Source organism: Paenibacillus nasutitermitis, from assembly GCF_014641075.1.
GTDB lineage: Bacteria > Bacillota > Bacilli > Paenibacillales > Paenibacillaceae > Paenibacillus_Z > Paenibacillus_Z nasutitermitis.
Genome location: NZ_BMHP01000003.1, coordinates 1023634 through 1042692 on the forward strand (window position 1 = coordinate 1023634; position 19059 = coordinate 1042692).

Here is a 19059-nt window from a genome sequence, read left to right on the forward strand (position 1 = left end):
TGATACCCTACCTTCTTAATATTATTATGGTTGTTTGCTTGAGAATCGTTATAGGAAAAAATAAGGAACTTACCCAGCATATGATATACGTATTATATTATTCTAAAAAGAGAACATTTCCTAAATCTTTTTTTCTAATTTCATTATTTTGATGCAGGTTATCGTGCCAGCAGCTTCGTTATAATTATTGGATTGATCTACGTTTACCATCAACGAGGCATGTTTTCAAGATCTAAGAATATTTGTCTTCCCGTTGAGCAAATCTTCAAAGACTGGCCGTTGGACTTTGTTTATTTGATCCAGTGAAATATCATCTATGCTGCAGAACTGTAATTTCAACGATTCGCAAAGATCATCCTGATATCGTATCGTATCTCCATCTTCTGATAAGTGCTCACTGTAATCAGTCGAAGCATTAAAGAGAAACATGACGAAAACAACCTTGTTACCATCAGGATAGGTGTATTCCATCCTGGATCCACTATATACTGCGTACAACTCATATTCCTTAACTGATAAACCTGTTTCCTCAAAAACTTCTCGGATCATTGTCTCTTCAATAGATTCGCCGGGATTCATGCCTCCACCTGGCAATCCCCAATCTCCGTAATCAGATCTCTGCTGCAATAAAATTCTTCCCTGATCATCTCTTATTATTGCTCCGCCAGTTACAACATCCCTCATATGCAGTAACTCCTTCTTGTAAGTCATTTCTCAAGTATTCGTGGTTTTTCGGGAAAAGTCCTTTCAGGAAGTGAGTGGTTGTTAAGTAAAACTCCCGATTGCTGAACAGGCTGCCGGTAAATGACGGCAGCCGTAGTCGTGAAAAAACAACTGTATCCCCCAGCGGATATTTTGGTATTATCCACTTCGAGTAGACAAGCAAAAAAACCTCCATGTTATCATGTTGGTCGCGGTAATTTTCCCCATTATAGTAATTAACAATATCCTTATTAAAGCTTGGCTTCATGCCGTTTGACTCCAATGTACAGACGTTTGAGATCAAGCCGTTTTTGCAGAGATGACGTCTTGTCGGCGCATTGTTGCGGTTGCATATCCCTAACTATAATGAAACCAAAAGGAGAATAAGCCTTTGGGTAGGTAAATGCGCCTGCCCTTACAGGTCGGCGCAGCCGTTTATCCTTGATTGATCAGCAAGCATATCGTAGAAGTGGCTCTATCTCGGTAAACGCCAGCGTCAAAGACGCCGGTAGGCGTTTATCCTTGTCTAAAAGCGAGGGAGTGATGCCGACATTCGTTTTGAAGGCGGTTTGAAAGCTTCCGGGCGTCTGGTAGCCGACGTGTTCGGCAATATGTGATATCGGCATATCCGTATTTTTGAGCAGATCCATGGCGACCTTCATCCTGGTTTCCAGCAGCTTTCGCCGGAAGGAAGCGCAATACCGTTCGTTCAAAATGCGGTTGAGCTGCCTTGTACTGACGTTGAGCTGTTTCGCCAGATCTTCTTCCTTAATATCGCCGTTATAGTGCGAGGCGAAAAACGCGTCGATGACGTTCGTTCGCAGATCGTCCGGCGTCTGTTCCGGGAAGCCGCATACAGTCGCGGAGGCCGACGGAGCCGATCGGATGATGTCGATCATCATCTGGGCGAACAGGCTCCGGACTTTCGCCAAATAACCGAGCGGCTGCACGCGCAGCTCGTCCTGAACGGCGCTAACGAGAAGGGACAGCTTGCCCTCGTCCTTTTGCTTATAAAAGGTCATGGCGTCCAGCACGCGGAGAAGCTCTTTAGCTTCACTGCCAGCGCTAGGCGGCTTGTCGCCCGAAGCTGTCCGATAACTGAAGCGGAAGCATATTTTTACGACGTCGCCCTGCATGACGGATAATTGCGAATGATACGTTCCGGGCGGGATCACGCAATAGCTGCCTGCCTCCAGCTCCGCATAGGTATTCTCAACATACATGATGCAACGGCCTTCTTGAACAAGATGGATTTCATAGGCGGCGTGGTTATGGCTGAATTCCTGCCCCCACTTGTATGCAGACGGGCTGAAGAATCCGACGTCAAGATCGATGTCGAAGAGAAGTCCTCCGGCTTCAACGGCAAGCTTCAAATGGTTGGGATTTCCGCTCGTGTTCTGTTCGTTCAAGGTATCAGCTCCCATGTGCTTCACTTCGGTGTCCATGCAAAGACGTATGCCAAATCCCGGATTAGTAGCAAGAAAGCCGGAGTTTTTCGGCCGGTAACTCGTATTTTCTTCATCATAATGGATGGAAAGCCAAGCGTAAACTAGGATTAACGAGAAGGAGAAGATAACAGAGCATGTCCACAATCGAATGTATTCGCTCAGGCATTATTTATCGAAATCCGATTCCTCATGTGTACAGCAAGCATGCGTATTTTCCGTCCGTTCTGCAGCTTGAAGGAGGGGAGATGGTTGCGTCGTTCGGCATCGGCCAGGCGTTCGAGGCTCCAGATCTGTATACGCATATCGCGCGTTCGACCGATCAAGGGGAAACTTGGACGCTAGAGAGAAAGCTGTATCCGGGAACGCCAGACAGAATCACGTCAGATGCGTGCCGCCTCTCGCACGGCGAGAACGGAGAGATTGTCGCCTTCGTCATCCGCCATGACCGAAAGCGTATCAACGAAGGCTTGGCCAATCCGGAAAATTTGGGCTTCGTCGAGGTGGAGCTTCTGTTGTTCCGCTCCAAAGATGCGGGGCGGACATGGTCCGAGCCTGAAACGATCGAGCCGCCGCTAACGGGTCCGAGTTTCGAAATGACGTCGCCGATCGTGCCGCTACGCGAGGGCAGATGGCTGCTGCTGACTTCCACCTGGCGGGGATGGGACGGCTGCTGCCCTAACGGAATGAGAATGGTTGCGTTCGCCTCCGCCGATCAAGGGAAGTCGTGGCCGTCGTATCTGGACGTTATGGCGGACGAAAGCGACAGCGTCATTTACTGGGAATCCAAAATCGTAGAGTTGGATGACGGAAGGCTGCTTGCGGCCGCTTGGGCTTATGACGAGCGGGAAAGCAAGGATTTGCCTAATCAGTATGCCATAAGCGGAGGCGTGGAGGGGCCTTTCAGCGCTCCCCGTTCTACCGGGTTGCTGGGGCAAACGCTGAATATAATGCAGCTGGACGACGGCAGCATTTTGAGCGTATACCGCCGCATCGACGAGCCTGGTTTATGGGCGAACATATCGCAGATGAGCGGAAACGAGTGGGTGAACGAAGAGCAGTTTCCACTGTGGGGTCAGCGCACGAGCGGATTGACGTCGCAGAACGAGAACATGGCCGACAATTTCGCTGTGCTGAAATTCGGCGCCCCGAGTCTGTGCCGGTTGGCCGACGGAACCATTTACGTTTCGTTCTGGGCCGTCGAAGACGGAGTGAGCAATATTCGCTGGCTAAAGCTGCGAGTCGGCTGACCATAGCCGGACCCGCATTAGCAGTTGGGCAAAAGGAGGATGTCCCATGTTGAAGTGGATTCCGGCAGCCGACGGACGGTTTTCCGTGAACGGCTTACCATGGCTCGACGAAAACGGAGGGCGGCTCGCTCGTTTTCCCGATAGGGCGCAAGGAAGCGTTCCCGGCAATGTATGGTCATTATCCCGCATGACGAGCGGAGGGCGCATCCGGTTCTCGAGCGATTCGGGAGCTTTCTCGATTCGGGCTTCCCACGGCTCCGAGCCGCGGATGATCGATATGTCGTCGCTCGGCCATAGCGGGTTGGACCTGTATGCGGGTCCTCCGGGCGAGATGAGCTACTGGGGAACATCAACCCCGCAGTTCGGGGGAGAAACGTACGAGCATACTTACTTCCACGGGCTTCGGGCAGAAATGAGGGAGTTCACGCTTTACCTGCCCACGTACAATGATTTGGACATGCTGGAAATCGGACTTGACGAAGAGGCTTCATTCGCAGCGCGGGCGCCGTATGCTTTAGACAAGCCGGTTGTTTTCTACGGCAGCTCGATTACGCAAGGCGGGTGCGCAAGCAGGCCGGGCAACGGCTACGTGCCGGTTTTGTCCCGGGAAATGAACGTTGATGTGGTGAACCTAGGCTTCAACGGCAGCGGCAAAGGGGAGCCGTCCGTCTGCTCGCTGATGGCTGAAATTGATGCGGCTTGTTACGTGCTCGATTTCCATGTCAATCTCCCGACCGCAGCGGAGCTGGAGGCTGTGTACGCTCCTTTTTACCGACAGCTGCGATCGCTTCGGCCGGAAACGCCGATCCTTATGGTTTCACCGCTCTATTCCAGCAGCGAACGGTATGACAAGCAAACGCAGGCTAAATACGGAGGAATGAGAACAATCATAAGGAGCGCGTATGAGGAAGCGGTCGCTCAGGGAGACCGGTATGTGTATACCGTCGACGGTTGCAGCCTGATCGGCCCGGGAGACGAGGGCGGCTACGTGGACGGCCTTCATCCGAACGACATCGGCTTCCGGCAGATGGCCGATCGACTTCAGCCGATCCTTCGGCAGGCGCTTCGAATTCCGTAGCCGCCCAGCATGCCGCGGCATATCGGCTCCCGCATAAAGTCGCCCGATGGGCGGCTTTTTTCGTGTCAGCCGCTGTTGTCATTCAAGTAACAATCACATGAATGTCCATGATCAGATATACGTCAGCTAAGTTGCTCCCCCTCGCCAAGGAATCAATTATTACATGTCTCCGATAATATTTACTATATTGCCTTCCGTGTCCTCAAGTACTCTTGAATTTACTTGCTGTAGTAGTGAACTCACCTGAAAAGTGGCCTCCACCATAATTAATATTTGTTTCAATTGCTATATAAAACAGCCAATACTGACAACGTTATGTCAGTATTGGCCTTATACGGGTTTCTGCCGATTCAAAATTTAATAAAATGGTATGAGTTAATTCATGGAAGCAAATGACGCTCGTTTGAAGGAAGGGACTTCTTGCTCCAACAGTTCCTCAATCGGTTTATCTGATTCCCCGGTTAGTTCGTCTAACAGTTTTTTCCTTCAGCAGAACCGTCTGCGAGCAGGAAGATCACCTTCTGTGAAATAAAAAGTTCACTTGGTGCTAGAAATAAAGAGTTGACCAGCCAATGCAATCCAAATAACTCATAGTTATCTTGTTCTATTGACTTTTTCAGGATAAACCTGAAATAATCTTGCGCAAACTTCAAACCTTTAAATGGCTCGGGACCGACATGCTCTACCCTGGCCATTCCAGATCAGTCACACCATTTAACCACCAAGCAGGTTCAATCAGCTTAAGGGTGGAGAACTTCCTCAAGGACCTAGAGTAGTTCTGACTACACTTTCTAAGAGACACTTTCACCTTTGGGCCAGATGACTTCTAAGCACAAATGATTGTTATCAAAAAACACAAATGATCCAAGCTCAGGAATATCTGTAATGGAGATACGAGCATTGCTCAAACGCTCGCGTAAGGCGTGTGTGGTCGTTTCATCTGGGAGCCGCAGGGCAACATGAGGGACGAAACTCTGTGGGTGAGTGTCTGAAGCGCCGAGCGTTGTTTTTTTCTATCGGGCGTTCAAAGAAATGGAAGCCGCATTCGTTGCCGTCTTTTGGTTTGAAGAAAATGAGACAATGCCTGCCACGTCCCTCTTGGGACGGGCCGATAACACTGGTATGCATCCCCAACACGTCCCGGTAGAAGCGAATAGTCGCATCTAGATCCGCTGTATTCAAGGCAATGTGGTGAATACCATTCCAGGGGAGTTGAAATGATTGCTCTGTGTGAGACATACTTTTTCTGCTCCTTTTCTTTTCTTAGATAATATATAAGGGCACAGATACATATCGAGGGTCGGGAACGATAGACCCTCGCATCTCCCGCTGTTTGGCTCGTGCGAGAAATGCCGTTGGCGTGCATCCCGCCCATGTCTTGAATTCATGAATGACATGGGCTTGATCATGATAGCCAAGATGGGAAGAGACCTCAGCGAGAGAACACGCTGGCTTTTGTATCAATGAGGTAAGCAATGCCTCGAAACGGAGGAGACGTGCGAACACTTTGGGTGATACGCCTATGCGCTGCTTAAATCGTCGTTCAAATTGACGCAATGAGAGAACGCACTCTGTGGCAAGTGCACTCATACGGATTTGACCTTGTGTATTGTAAAGCAGCTGTAGTGCAGATCGCAGAAAATTCAAATCGGCAAGAGTCCAGCACGTTCGCGCGGCGTTAAATTGCTGCGAGCAAAGGATTTGCCTGGCATAAGAACTGCGGCGTACCGTTCCCTCCAATGTGAGGGCAAGGCGGAGCCAGATTCCATCACGTGGGACAGTGAGCGGCATAGATTTCTGATCAAGCGATGACATCTGTTTTTGATGAACTGTACCGGTTCTTTCCATCGTGTAACTCACCTCTTTGTATGTTAAAGAGCTTCTCGCACCAATGTTTCACTTGTATATAGTGCTTCACTTTTGGAAGTTCTTAGAGGGATCGTAACATAGAACAACATCAGGAGTATTGTGAAAAATCGACGTTTTTTCTGTTTCTCCCCAGTTTAATTCTAAATCGAGCTATTTGAGCGGTGACAACATCAACGAGCAGCAACGGGAAAAACCAACTTATATATTTAGCTTCATCTCCTAATGTAAAGGACAGTAATATCCTCTTTATGTAAATTTTTCTACGCTATCCTGCCCGTTAGAATTCCTGTAATACGAATAATTAGGCGTTTGAACAAAAAGGAGCGCCTCGGTATGATGGGGTTACGGCACGAGGTCAAAAGCCTCAAAAAGCCCATCAGGAGGTCGCTCTACTATGAAGTTTAAGGCACAAGATAAGCAAAATCAACTCATTGAAAATATTACCGTTAACCACTTGGTTATAGGCAAGTCCATGTAGCACGCGCTGTGAGCTTTCGTGGGATTGCTCTGGGAGCTCCACTCGAGTTTGGTAACCATCGTGAAGGGTTCAATTTGTTCGGACGCTGGATCCAAGATCTACTCAAATCTTACAAGCTTAGCAGCGTCATCGTAGGTATGGAACCCACTGGCCACTACTGGTTTGGCCTGGCACATTGGCTCCTCGATCAAGGCATGGAGCCCGTTCTGGTTAATCCTCATCTCGTCAAAAAGAACAAGGAAAACCGAGATCATACACCGTCTAAAAGTGACCATAAAGATGCACTTGTCATTGCAGACATGGTCAAAAACGGGTACTACTCCCTGTTCGTTTTCACCCCGAAACTTACGAGGAACTGCGTATTCTAATGGCTAACCGAGAAACGGTTACCAAGCGCCTCAATGCTGCGGTTAATCAGATTCATCGTTGGGTAGATATTGTCTTTCCTGAACTTCGTCAGGTCTTTAAAATCCTTACCTGCACCCGTGCAATCGCCACACTCAGACTCTTTCCCTTGCCAAAAGAAATCCGTCTGTTAAATACGGAACAGGTCATAAGCGGTTGGAAGCAATATGTAAAGCGTCATGCTGGAGTTAAACGTGCTGAGTTACTCCTTTCACTTGCCAAATCCAGTGTGGGTGCCACTCAGGCACTCCACGCATACAAGCTCCATCTTGGGCAGTTGCTCGAAGAATATGACCTGGCCCAGCGCCAGCTTGAACAAATTGAGCATGAGCTCCACCTCATTCTTGAACGTGTTCCTTATGCACAAAAGCTTCTTGAAATACGAGGTATCTATGTTACGAATCGAGCTGGTGTACTCGGTGAGGCTGGTGATCGAAGTGGATATACACACGGAAATGCTTTACTTCGTCATGCTGGGTTAAATCTAGCTGAAGCCAGCTCTGGAAAATGGCGAGGAAAGATGGTGCTCAGCAAACGAGGAAGGTCATGTTTGCGTCATTTTCTTTATCTCATGACGATGAGTATGGTCATGACAAATCCAGAAATTCGAGCGTTACATCGTTACAATGTAGAGGAAAAGAAAATGAAAAAGATGAAATCCATTATGAAATTAATTGGTAAAGTAGCGCGAATGCTAGTCGCTTTGGCTAAAAGCAGTCTCGCTTACGAACCTATTAAGGTATTCCCGCAAGCAGCATAAAATCAATCCTCATCGGCTCATGCATTCGCAGGATAACAAGATGCACGGAGTATCGGGAGATGTTACGCAAAGGGCTCGGACCCGTTCCGTTAGAAAGACCGACCTCCACCCCTTAGTTAAGATGTGACAAAGGAATGAAAGGCTATGACCCGTTGAGACATGGGAGCGTGAATCGCTAGAGCGAAGTGGAGACGTGCGAATTATGGAACAATATGGGTGATTCCTACTCACCTTTTATTTCCCCACGCCTAATTCTCCATCCCCCAGCCACAGCCTTCTTCATCATCCTCTTCTTCACTTTAACTAAAGGATGAAATCCTGCGAATTCATGAATCCGAGTGAGGAAACTGAATCATTTCGAGGGAGCTTAATAAAGTAAATTGAGTAATTCGACAATTTATATAACTTAATGCAACACTTTATAGGAAAAGCACTATTTATTCCTGAATTATTGATCCGATCTTCCATATCCTTAAAACCCTTTGAACTAGCGTAGCTTACTAAAGAACTCCCTGATATCATCAACGAGTGATTCCGGTACTGCCATAGCAACCATATGGCTGCCGCTTTTTTTATCCGACCAGTGAACGATTTTGTTCTTTCGTTCGGCCAGGCGACGGAATACAGGACCTCCTCCATGGGAAACTCCAGTCGGCACTTTGGTTTGATCAGTTGGCATGCCTGCAGCACCTTCATAATAAGTCCAAGACGAGGACCCTGCTGTCCTTGTCAGCCAGTATAATGTTGCATTCGTGAGCAGTTGATCTTTGTCGATAGGTTCACTAGGCGGTTCAAATCCGGCACCCGGCCAACCATCGAACTCTTTGAACCTTTCTACAAGGTAGGCTAGTTGAGCGACTGGAGAATCATTAAACCCGTAACTGAGCGTTTGTGGCCGATGGGTAAGATACGAGGCATAGCCACTTCCTCCGGCGAAAAGTTCTGCCATTTGTTCTAATTCTACACGGTCCTCCTCTGTCAGATCCTCCAGTTCGTCGGGATCGCCTGTGGGGATGCCTAGCCCTCCGGTAATGTGAACACCGATCATATGCTCAGAATCCATGACTGCAAGTTTCGGGGAGATCAATGCACCCGCGTCATTGCCGTGAGCGCCATAGCGATCGTATCCTAGTCTCCGCATCAGTTCTGCCCAGGTTCTGGCGACTCGCGCGATATTCCATGGTGTTTCGTCAGCTGGCTCGGAAAACTGCGAAAAGGCAAATCCGGGGATAGAAGGCGCAACCACATGGAAAGCTTTGTCCGGATCTCCACCGTGTGCCCTTGGATTAGTCAGTGGACCTATTATTTTCATGAATTCGACGACTGAGTTCGGCCAGCTGTGCGTGATAATCAATGGAAGAGCGTTAGGTTCGGGCGACCTTACATGTAGGAAGTGGATAGTCTGGCCATCGATCTCCGTAATGAATTGTGGAAATTCATTGAGCTTGGCTTCGTTTTGACGCCAGTTATAATCGGACTGCCAGTACTCAGAAAGATTTTTAAGATAAGTAACCGGTATCCCACGGTTCCACCCGGCCCCGGGCAATTGGGCAGGCCAACGGGTACGGACAAGTCGTTCTCGCAGGTCTTCAAGGTCTGCCTGAGGAATTTCGATGCGGAACGGCCGGATCTCGCTGGGCGTAGTTTCTTTACTTTCCAGTTGTTGTTTGGATTGAGCCATTTATGAAAGCCTCCTTCTAATCAATTCATGTAATTCTAAGCTTTATTATAGATGTGAGATACTGACAACTGTATGTCAGTCTTTAAGAGTTGAATTTTTATTATTATCCTGCTCGTTAGTTGAACAAAAACAGCCGATCCACGTTAATCGGCTGCTTCTTTCTTTTATTGAACTCCCTCAGTACGATTCGGTTTTCTCACGAATGCTCGCTTATTTGCAGGATTTCACCCTTGTATGAAATATAGAAAGATAGTAAGAATGACCACGTAATAGACCTAGACAACATGAAGGCGTGAGGAAATAGAGCGGGAGGTTGGAAACCCCATTTCCTTCCATTTACTGCACGTATTCTCCACGCCGCCCCTGGAGGTTTTCACTCCCATGTCTCAACGGGTCTATGCCCTTTCATTCCTCCCTCAGAATGATGAGATTTTCTTACGTATGCTCGCTTGTTCGCAGGATTTCACATCTCATAGAAGTGGTGAACGAAAGAATCAGATAGTGGTGGGAGTCCCCTAGAAACATGAGGGCATGCGGGAACAGAGGGATATCCATCAATTCCCATATCGTTCCATATCCTGCACACTGCTCCATGCTGCCCTCGGTGGTTCTCCCTCCCATGACTCAACGGGTCATTGTACCCTGTCATTCCATCGTTACACCTATCCAAGGGATGGAGGCTGATCTGCTTCGTTCACGGGTCTGTGCCCTTAAGGAATGAGAATTCAGTACTCGGGTGCTTTCTTTGTCTGAAATCCTGCGAACAAGCCAATTTGCGTTATTATTAAGCGCATTCTACTCAAGCTGCAGTTGTAGCAGTAACAACTTTCTCAGGAATGTAAGTTTGTTCTTGACGAACAATGCCTACCAGAATTCGTGCCAGCTTCCCACATAGTTTTATGATAGAATGTACCTTTTTCATCTTTTTAGTTCGAGTGTAGTAATGGTGGAGCGTTCGAAATTCTTCATTGTTTACAACTAAGTGCACTACAGCTAAGTACAAGAACTTTCGAAGACCGGAGCGCCCTCGTTTGGTAATCCGAACCTGACCCTTATGCTTGCCGGAACTATCTTCGCCTAAATGTAGCCCCGCGAGCGACGTGCGTTTGCTGGGCGATGTCGATCCCGACGACCAGATGCTGGGCGGTAATTTTTCAATGAGTTGATTTTGTTTGTCCTGCGATTTAAACTTCATAGTAGAGCGTCCTCCTGGATGATGGGATTTAAAGGGCTATGACCCGTTGCGTACTCCCATCGTACCGAGGCGCTCGTTTTTTTGCAAAGCGGAAATTTAACGCTCTACAGGAATGCTATCGTTTCCGGCGGCTCCAACTAATGGTGGAGTGATCCATCTGCGGGCAAGGCTTTAATTCAAAGGCAGTTTGTTTAGCTTTAGGAGTACGTAACGCGATCAACACCATCCGTAATTGTTATATAACGCGGTAATTGATTAAATTACATAAATGTAAAAATGGCTGTCGAGGTTTCTCGACAGCCTGAGAACCGCGCCAAGCGGTTCTTTTTTCTACTTATGGGGTCAATTTCAGATAGGCTCCATTTGCTGCGCCATTTTTTGCTTCAATGGAAACCAGCCTATCGAGCGTAGCATCATCGGATATTCGGAAGGTTACTGTTCGATCCGTCATCCCATTGTTTATATAGTCCGTCACGTCAATACTGTACCAACCAGCTGAAGCAACGGAGACGGAACCGAGCACGGAGCCACCGGTACTTCCCGGTCTGCTATCCCAAGTCACTGTCTTCTCGGACCAGTTATCGTCCACCAATCCTTGAACCGTAACAGGTACATTGCTAACCTGCGGGTCGGTTACATCGTTTTTTACATAAAAGTATAAGGTAGCTGTCGACACGGACGAACCGCTGTAAGCGTCAAAATTAAATTTCAGGTAGCCAATGCGGTCATAATCGGCACCGGCGGTGCCACTTGGGGCATCTTTTACTTCAACTACGGAGGAAGAGCCGTAATTTGTTCCCGCAAAAGAGCCGCTTCGAACAAAGGCGTCCTCCGTCACGTCATAATTATTGGACATGACGCCCTTGTACTCGTCATCGCTGTCACCAGGTTGATCCCACTTCCAAAACATCGTTCCAAGGACGCCATCAGGAAATTGAACTCGCTTCGCTTCGACCCTAGCCACCGCATCATTGATATCTCGATGCGTCAAAAGCGTGGGGTCGATAGAATTCGTTCCAGCGCTTATTCCTACGATTATCGGCACGGGTAAGGACATGGCGTTCGCTTCACCGATATCATCCTCGGCCCTCGCGAGAATCGTTGCCGGGCTCCCGTAATAGTACATCCCAATCAATCCGTCAGCATAAGTTTCCCCATTGAAGGAGGAGAAGAACTTCACGTCACCAGTATATGGGTTAGTTCCTGTGATACCGTTACTCTGCTTCCAACTCGAATCACAATTCGTACATTTAGCGATCATATCGTCCGGCTCGCTGATTGTCGGCAACAACTTAAGGGGACTAGAGCCAATACGGTCTCGAAGATTGAGGTGAAACTGCCGCCACTGTTCGAACCGCTCCTTGGTCCGGTCGGTACCGTGCATTTCGTAGTCGGTGACGACCCCCACAAAATCAGCATTGCCGGAGCCGTTTTGTTCGTTAAAGGCAAGAACGGAATCCACTTTCGTGTACTTACCCATTTGATCTTCCGAACCGTTGAAACGATCCTCCCAGTACCCAGCATAAACCGTTATCCCGTAGAATGCAGCCGCATTGATAAGCTGCTGTAGCCGTTTCGTCCTTTCAGCGCTCTGGTTTAAAAGCCCGTCCATATCGGCAGCCGTCAATGAAGCGATGATGATATCGATATTTTTGTCCTTCATTTCCTGTACTTCCGCAACCGTCTTCTCTTCCGTATTAAACAAGGCACTATACTCATTGGAGAAATAGACCCATACCGCACGGGCATCCGAGGCTGCATCTTGTCCGTCCGCCCACCAACTGGGGTTCGCGGAAGCAGTCGGTAAAAGAAGAGAGGAAATGAAAAGCAGACTGAGCACCTTTACGATTATCTTTCGATTACGACGCAATTGACTTCCCCTTTCTATTCATTACTCGAGCTCCATTCCGTCTCTGCCGCCTTTACTCGGTCGTAAGCGGAAGCCCAATAATAACCTTCTGCCGTCAGCCGCTTAGGGAGGAACCCAACCTTCCCCGACTCGTAAGCGAGGCCTTCGGAGAGCGCAGTTGCCACACCGCTTTCGTCTGTAGCAACGTCTACATATTTTCCGCCCTTAAAGGTGAATCGGCCGTGTACAGTTACGGCAACCGTCTCCCCCGTATTCCAATACGAGGCTAACAGCGTCGCCTTTGCCCGGGACTGCTCATATACAATTTCCATCTTATCAATGACCAGCGGTTTAAGAGTCGTTATCCCCGTCGTCGCGGACGTCGTCTTCGATGCTTTTCCGATATTGCCACTACTGTCTACGGCGGCAACCTTATAATAATACGTTGTCTCGGGAAGTAGCCCCTTATCCGTATAGGATAGCCCTCGCGATGTTCCGGCCAAATGCGCCTCGTCTGCTGGGAAATCTGGCTCGGTGCCACGATAAATGCGGTATTCGTCGACCTCCCGATTATCCGTTGCAGGTCCGTAGGATAGATCAACCGTTTGGAAATTGAATGCGGATGCTTGAGGAGTTCCCTTTACAGCGCCAGGAGGTATTTGGTCTGCCGGCGCCTGCCAGCTTACTGCTTCCGGTCCCCATTCGGTCGGCAACTTCTGCAAATCTTCATAGTGATGTAGTGCTATACCGGCAAAGGCCGGGTTTTCTTCGAAGGCAGCGTACACCTTATCGAGCTCGGCTTCCATAAAAGTCCTGCCTTCTTCTTGAAACGAAATCATCTCAGGATCTCCGCCGTCTGCTATATCTTTAGTCTCTACGCCAATTACAACTGAGTTGTTTTTTTCGATCGCGTTGGCATACTCCAGCTCATCCCTTGCCTGATCGATGATGCCGACTGAACCTTCCGCCTGATCCCGGTAATCCATAATAGCAATGTAATCCGCGATATCCTGGATATGCTGGCTAAGCGGCTTTGTTACGCCCTTCCACGGAATGGCTTTTGTGTTGTCCGAGGTATCGTACCAGCGGGGGATCGCCGGACCAACGGGCAGATCCAATCCCGAAGCATCCCTTCGTTCAAGAATGGTCTCCAAATAATCCAAGTATTGAATCTGCACTGATGGCGTGTCCGTCTTAAAATCTGCCGCGATGTACGGTTCCACATCAACGTTTACGCCGTCAAATCGTTCCTTGGGATCGGAGGAAAGATTATAATTAAGCACCTTCTCGAATTCTCGAAGCGCCGGTTCCCTGTACCTCTCGTATGCTCCGAAATAAGGGGGTCTCGTTCCTCCGGCGATCAGTGCCTGTACCCGAAAGCCCTCTTTATGTGCCCATTTTACGAAGTCCCTAACCTTTCCTCGTTCGTCCTCCAACATATCTGTCCCTTCAAACTTATCCACGCCAAGGTATAAGGTTGTGATCGGATCTTGTCCGAACGTAGACGTATCTGTCGCCATCGCATGGAGGACTGTTCGAGATCTTGGATTCATAACAAGCGGATAGGATTCCGATTCCCATATCCACATCGCCCTATCCTGCTTTTGGACTGATTGCGCTGGTTTTTCTGTGCCTTGTGTCGAGACGTAAGTCGTTAAGCTCCTACCAACATTTCCATACACATCCGTTGCTCGTGCCTCGATGCTGCTAACCCGTTCACCAAGCGGACGTGTATTCCACTTCATTTCATAGAGCTTCCCTTCACCCGCCGCTGTCTTCCAGGCGCCGCCATTGATTCTTACTTCAACTTTTTTAATGTCATTTTTACCTAGGGCTTGTATTTGAACTGTAGTGTCAGCATTAACTATTTCCTTATCTTTGGGGTTAATGATTTCGACTTGTGGCTTGCTCACCTTGGAATAGTCCGCGTCGAGTGTAATCATCGGAGACCAGACGCCATAGCGCGTTGCAGAATCCGAGCCGATGACGACGACTTCAATCGGACCATCATAGTTTAATGCTTCCAGATCGTAGTACCATTTGCCAGACTCCATTCCTGTATCGAGTGTGTGTACCCGATCGATCAGGTTCCCGTTAATGACGATAGACAGATCATATACCGAAGTATACGACCCTTCAAGGCGCACTATCCTATCTTGAACGGGGCTACCATCTTGATGCGAATTCAGCGAAATACTGGATGCCGCCGCAACTCGAACCGGGCTAAACCATAAACCGCTTACAAGTAGGCAGGTGGCCGTCATACAAATAAACAAGCTGTGAAGATTGAATCGACGCACTGCATCACTCACCTCTTCCTGTTTATTCCTTTTTCAAGGGTAACCCTAGTATTTCATTCTATTTTTTACACGTCAATGCGTTAAAGGCATACAAAAGAGACTTACAGCATGAATTGACAAGCTTAACAAAAAAACACAAAGGCAGCACTTTTCTTTTTGGTGATCAAACACTTCATAACACAAAGAGATCATGTGGCTTTCTATAATGAGAGATCATGCAGGCCTTAAACGAGAGTTATTAAGCCGTTTGTGAGCGATCAGAGACGGGAGACAAAATGACAGGTTTTGTCGTTGACCTCGTTGAGATGATTTTCGGAGCCGACCGTGACGTCACGCTCAACAAATCTCTTCGGGTTCGCGTAGGATGGCGGCGTCCACGAAGTGGGACCAAAGTATTTAATGTTCTATTATCCAGTAGGTAAAGAATTTCAAAGTACTATGATCAATATGGCAAGGAGCTTAAAGGAAATCCGAAGAGCCTAAATAATAATTTTGGTATAGCTTAATCAAGCTCGAAGGTGATCAATGCTTGGGGTCTTACCCCCGCTTTAACGAATCTTAACATTTCGCAGGTACGATAAACGAAAAGCGAAAAGGGGATTCAAACATGAAAAAAACAATTGTAATTCTTATGTTGCTTGGCCTGGTTATTTGGGGCGTATACGATATAAACAAGAATAATATCAAACCATTAAATCATGCGGAAACGGAACAATCGGGGACAGAAGAAATGGAAAGCAATGAGACCGTTGGATTGGAAAAAGGAAACATAGCTCCAGACTTTACTTTACCAACGCTTGAAGGTGAAAACCTGAAACTTTCCGATTATCGGGGAAAAAAGGTCATACTAAATATGTGGGCGACCTGGTGTCCGCCTTGTATAGCAGAAATGCCGCACTTGCAGTCCTTCTATAAAGATCACAAAACTGAGGGAGTTGCAGTTTTTGCAATAAACTTAACACAGGCAGAGAAAAATAGAAAAGATATACCTGGATTTATTGCGGACTATGAGTTAACGTTTCCGGTTGTGCTGGATGAAAAATCTCAAGTGGCTGATCTGTATCAGGTAACCACTATTCCTACAACCTATATTTTGGATTCGAAAGGAAGGATTGAACAAAAAATTGTAGGTCCGATGACGTATGATATGATGGATGAAATCATGAAACAGGTGGAATAAGTGGAGAAACTGGAGTTGGTTAGGTGTGAAGTCAAAGGGAAAAACGATCCTGATTGTCGAAGATGATCGCAAAATTCGGCAATTAATTAAAATTTACCTTGAAAAGGCCGGTTTTGAAGTGTGGGAGGCTGAGGACGGAGTCGTAGGACAGCAAATGTTTGAAAGGTATGATCCTTGTTTTGTCATCATGGATCTGATGCTGCCTGGACAAAGCGGAGAAGCTTTGTGTCAATGGATCCGTGGGGAAATGAAAAGCGATGTACCCCTGATTATTCTTACCGCGAAAGTAGATGAACAAGAACGGATTAAAGGACTACTACTAGGTGCGGATGATTATGTCACAAAACCGTTTAGCCCGCAAGAATTAGTGGTGCGAGTGGAAACGGTATTAAGACGTACAGCCCATCGATGCAGTAAGATTAGTTATAAGGGATTAACGGTGAAACCGATACGTGGCGAAGCAAAGTATCGTGGTGAACTTATTTCTTTGACCCAGCACGAATTTCGTTTGTTGTATTATTTAATGAAGCATCCCAATCAAATCGTAACTCGAGAACAGATCCTTGAGGAATTATATCCGAATGATGAGAAATTTGTTATTGAACGTACTGTGGATGTCCATGTGAGTAAACTCCGGGAGAAACTCAAAAAATTCGAGGGAATACCCGAGTTTATAGAAACGGTCAGAGGAATGGGGTATCGTTTTGTCTCATTTTAAGAAAGAATGGTTTTTCTTTTGGGAAAAGAGCATTATATGGAAGATCATGATTATTAACGGAATGGTGGTCGGGATCGTGATTTGGCTGGTAGGTGTTTCTGTGAAGGATTTTGCCTGCCTGCTAGTGGGCCAGTATCAATTCATTGGCGAGGAGAAGCAAAACTTTTTCAACAGTACGATGCATTTTTATTTATTACGTGCCAGTCTGATCGCAGTCATCGTGGCTGCATTGATCTATTACTTATTAATGCGGAGAATCCTCATTCCTCTTCAAAACCTATTGAAATCGACTCGATTAATGACGAAAGGGGAATACCCGGATCCGATTCAAGTCACTTCTAAAGATGAAACCGGTCAATTAAGTCGTCATTTTAATCAAATGATATCGACTTTAAGGCAAACGGAAGAGAGCAGAAAACAGATGTTAAGTGATATTTCACACGAATTGCGTACACCACTGAGTAATCTTAACGGCTACTTGGAAGCGTTAAGCTCGGGTGTGATTCAAGGCGAACCGGAACTTTACCGTTCTTTACATGATGAATCCATACATTTAACCCGGCTTGTGGATCAGTTGCATCAACTTGCCATTTGGGAAACAAAGAGACTGAACAAACCTCAGTGGCATTTGATCGATTTGGACAAAATCGTACAATCCAGTTTTCAGGGTTTCGAACTTGAACTGAACAACAAAAATATTCAATGTGAAATCAACTTGGAACCAGGAAAGGTACTGGGAGATGCATTCGGATTAAGACAGGTGATGACCAATTTGTTGAAAAACGCGATCCAATATGATCGTGGCGGGTTGATTCGCATGACAGGAGAGACTGTAAAAAACGAATACCGTACGACCATTACGAATAAGGGACAACAGATCCCATCGGAAAAAGCAAACCATATCTTTGATCGCTTCTACCGGATCGATCCTTCTCGGCATCGCGATACGGGAGGATCTGGATTGGGATTAGCCATAGCCAAAGAGATTGTGCAGCAGCATGGTGGGGAGATTGGTTTAGTTTCTAATGGTCATGAGCATTCCTTTTGGTTTACGATTCCATCCTCCCATGCATCACAGGATTGACTCTTGGCGAAGCAGGTTCGTTTCAATTAGATGGTAAAAATATGAGGACGATTATCCACATTAACTTTGCTGGAGGCAGAGAAGTATTCCGATAATACGTCATGCGAATGGACCCCTATTGGTTTATGTTTTGTCGCGTATGGCTTTAAAATTTGCTGACCGGCTGCGACTAGTCGATATATTTTATCGAGTTGCAGGTTTTCCCCTTTTACTTCAATATGTTGAATGCGATACCCTTTTGGATTATATGGCTTATAAGCCATTGCAATATTAGAAGAACGGAGTACATAACCTCCTTTTTGTTGGAACGGGTCGTTAGCATAAACCTGTTCCAAATTGTTCTCTAATGCTTCCAATATGGACAGTCCGTCCAGTTCCAATGTGAACAATTCCGGATTAGTCGGGATGATTTGATATAAATCCTTCACCGTTACGGGACCCGGAAGAATCGGAGCGCCATATCGCCATCCATGAGAAAGGGCAATATCGGCATCCATGTGATGAAGGTATGCGTCCGTGATCTGTCGATCCATCGGTGATTCGTTCAAGGTCATCCTATGCAGGGGAGTGGAGATTTCTCCAACGACGGGATCCAGTTGCTGACGAAAAGGGTTTAGCAATTCTACGGCCAATTGTGCCACTTCCTGATCCTCTTCGTATTCCTCGGTAGATAAAAACACCAATTGATGTTTAAAGTCCGTGATACGTCCCCCTTCCACAGTAAGATCGAGTCTGCCCAAGAATGAACCGCTAGCCCCGGATTGAATGATAATGCATCCGCTCTGAAGAATAGGTCTTGTGATGCGGTCGTGACTGTGGCCACTTAATATGACGTCTATTCCATTAATGAGAGAGGCTAACTTTACATCTAGGGGCAGCCCCATATGACTTACTACAATGACAAGATCAACACGTTCTTCTCCCCGTAATTTCTCTATCATCGAAGGCAGACGACGTTCCATGAAATATGTCACCCCCATCCACAAACAGGACATTCTTCTTTTGTCGTCTGACCGTTCGAACGTAATTGGCGATTCGTGCAAAGCCTCCCGCCGTTCATCATTA

General features: G+C 47.1%; 14 protein-coding genes and 2 pseudogenes. 6 read left to right on the forward strand and 10 right to left on the reverse strand.

The features are described from left to right. Positions 1-225: 225 nt before the first annotated feature. Together IEY46_RS23330 and IEY46_RS23335 are read right to left on the reverse strand one after the other, a co-directional pair. Positions 226-684, reverse strand: coding sequence for an NUDIX domain-containing protein (locus tag IEY46_RS23330; RefSeq protein ID WP_188995534.1), 459 nt, complete (start codon positions 682-684; stop codon positions 226-228). A gap of 467 nt (positions 685-1151) precedes the next feature. Continuing rightward, positions 1152-2111, reverse strand: a complete 960-nt coding sequence (locus IEY46_RS23335; RefSeq protein WP_188995536.1) for an AraC family transcriptional regulator — start codon at positions 2109-2111, stop codon at positions 1152-1154. Between the two features lie 173 nt (positions 2112-2284). Between IEY46_RS23335 and IEY46_RS23340 the strand changes: the two genes are divergently transcribed. Both IEY46_RS23340 and IEY46_RS23345 read left to right on the forward strand, forming a co-directional pair. Beyond that, complete coding sequence (locus tag IEY46_RS23340) at positions 2285-3397, forward strand: sialidase family protein (protein WP_188995538.1); 1113 nt, start codon at positions 2285-2287, stop codon at positions 3395-3397. A 46-nt stretch (positions 3398-3443) separates the two neighbouring features. After that, on the forward strand, positions 3444-4475 hold the full coding sequence (locus tag IEY46_RS23345) for an SGNH/GDSL hydrolase family protein (protein ID WP_188995541.1): 1032 nt from the start codon (positions 3444-3446) through the stop codon (positions 4473-4475). 470 nt (positions 4476-4945) lie between these two features. On the opposite strand, the gene IEY46_RS23350 is transcribed toward IEY46_RS23345, so the two are convergent. The 3 genes from IEY46_RS23350 to IEY46_RS37095 all read right to left on the reverse strand — a co-directional run bounded on the left by IEY46_RS23350 (position 4946) and on the right by IEY46_RS37095 (position 6323). Continuing rightward, positions 4946-5170 (reverse strand): hypothetical protein, encoded by a 225-nt coding sequence (locus IEY46_RS23350; protein WP_188995543.1) that lies wholly within the window; start codon positions 5168-5170, stop codon positions 4946-4948. Positions 5171-5411: 241 nt separating this feature from the next. Then, the gene (locus IEY46_RS37090) at positions 5412-5714 is read right to left on the reverse strand and encodes a VOC family protein (RefSeq protein ID WP_188995545.1); all 303 of its coding nucleotides are present in this window, start codon (positions 5712-5714) and stop codon (positions 5412-5414) included. A gap of 24 nt (positions 5715-5738) precedes the next feature. Further along, positions 5739-6323 (reverse strand): helix-turn-helix domain-containing protein, encoded by a 585-nt coding sequence (locus IEY46_RS37095; protein ID WP_188995548.1) that lies wholly within the window; start codon positions 6321-6323, stop codon positions 5739-5741. A 415-nt stretch (positions 6324-6738) separates the two neighbouring features. Here IEY46_RS37095 and IEY46_RS23365 point away from each other — a divergent pair. Beyond that, a pseudogene (locus IEY46_RS23365) lies at positions 6739-7987 on the forward strand (IS110 family RNA-guided transposase). Between the two features lie 487 nt (positions 7988-8474). Here IEY46_RS23365 and IEY46_RS23370 read toward each other — a convergent pair. The 4 genes and pseudogenes from IEY46_RS23370 to IEY46_RS23385 form a co-directional block, all read right to left on the reverse strand. Further along, positions 8475-9668 (reverse strand): epoxide hydrolase family protein, encoded by a 1194-nt coding sequence (locus IEY46_RS23370; protein WP_188995550.1) that lies wholly within the window; start codon positions 9666-9668, stop codon positions 8475-8477. Between the two features lie 799 nt (positions 9669-10467). Continuing rightward, positions 10468-10719: pseudogene (locus IEY46_RS37230) on the reverse strand (IS110 family RNA-guided transposase); the annotation flags it as partial. Positions 10720-11197: 478 nt separating this feature from the next. Further along, the gene (locus tag IEY46_RS23380) at positions 11198-12733 is read right to left on the reverse strand and encodes a CBM96 family carbohydrate-binding protein (RefSeq protein ID WP_188995554.1); all 1536 of its coding nucleotides are present in this window, start codon (positions 12731-12733) and stop codon (positions 11198-11200) included. 14 nt (positions 12734-12747) lie between these two features. Beyond that, positions 12748-15012, reverse strand: coding sequence for an Ig-like domain-containing protein (locus IEY46_RS23385; protein WP_229750482.1), 2265 nt, complete (start codon positions 15010-15012; stop codon positions 12748-12750). A gap of 607 nt (positions 15013-15619) precedes the next feature. On the opposite strand from IEY46_RS23385, the gene IEY46_RS23390 reads away from it, so the two are divergent. From IEY46_RS23390 to IEY46_RS23400, 3 genes are read left to right on the forward strand one after another with little or no spacing between them, the layout of a single operon-like run. Then, the gene (locus IEY46_RS23390; RefSeq protein WP_188995556.1) at positions 15620-16192 is read left to right on the forward strand and encodes a peroxiredoxin family protein; all 573 of its coding nucleotides are present in this window, start codon (positions 15620-15622) and stop codon (positions 16190-16192) included. A gap of 25 nt (positions 16193-16217) precedes the next feature. Next, positions 16218-16910 (forward strand): response regulator transcription factor, encoded by a 693-nt coding sequence (locus IEY46_RS23395; protein ID WP_188995558.1) that lies wholly within the window; start codon positions 16218-16220, stop codon positions 16908-16910. After that, on the forward strand, positions 16897-17994 hold the full coding sequence (locus IEY46_RS23400; protein WP_188995560.1) for a sensor histidine kinase: 1098 nt from the start codon (positions 16897-16899) through the stop codon (positions 17992-17994). Before IEY46_RS23395 ends, IEY46_RS23400 begins: the two co-directional genes overlap by 14 nt. Positions 17995-18020: 26 nt before the next feature. Here IEY46_RS23400 and IEY46_RS23405 read toward each other — a convergent pair whose 3' ends face one another. Beyond that, positions 18021-18956, reverse strand: a complete 936-nt coding sequence (locus tag IEY46_RS23405; RefSeq protein WP_188995562.1) for a bifunctional metallophosphatase/5'-nucleotidase — start codon at positions 18954-18956, stop codon at positions 18021-18023. Positions 18957-19059: the final 103 nt, after the last annotated feature.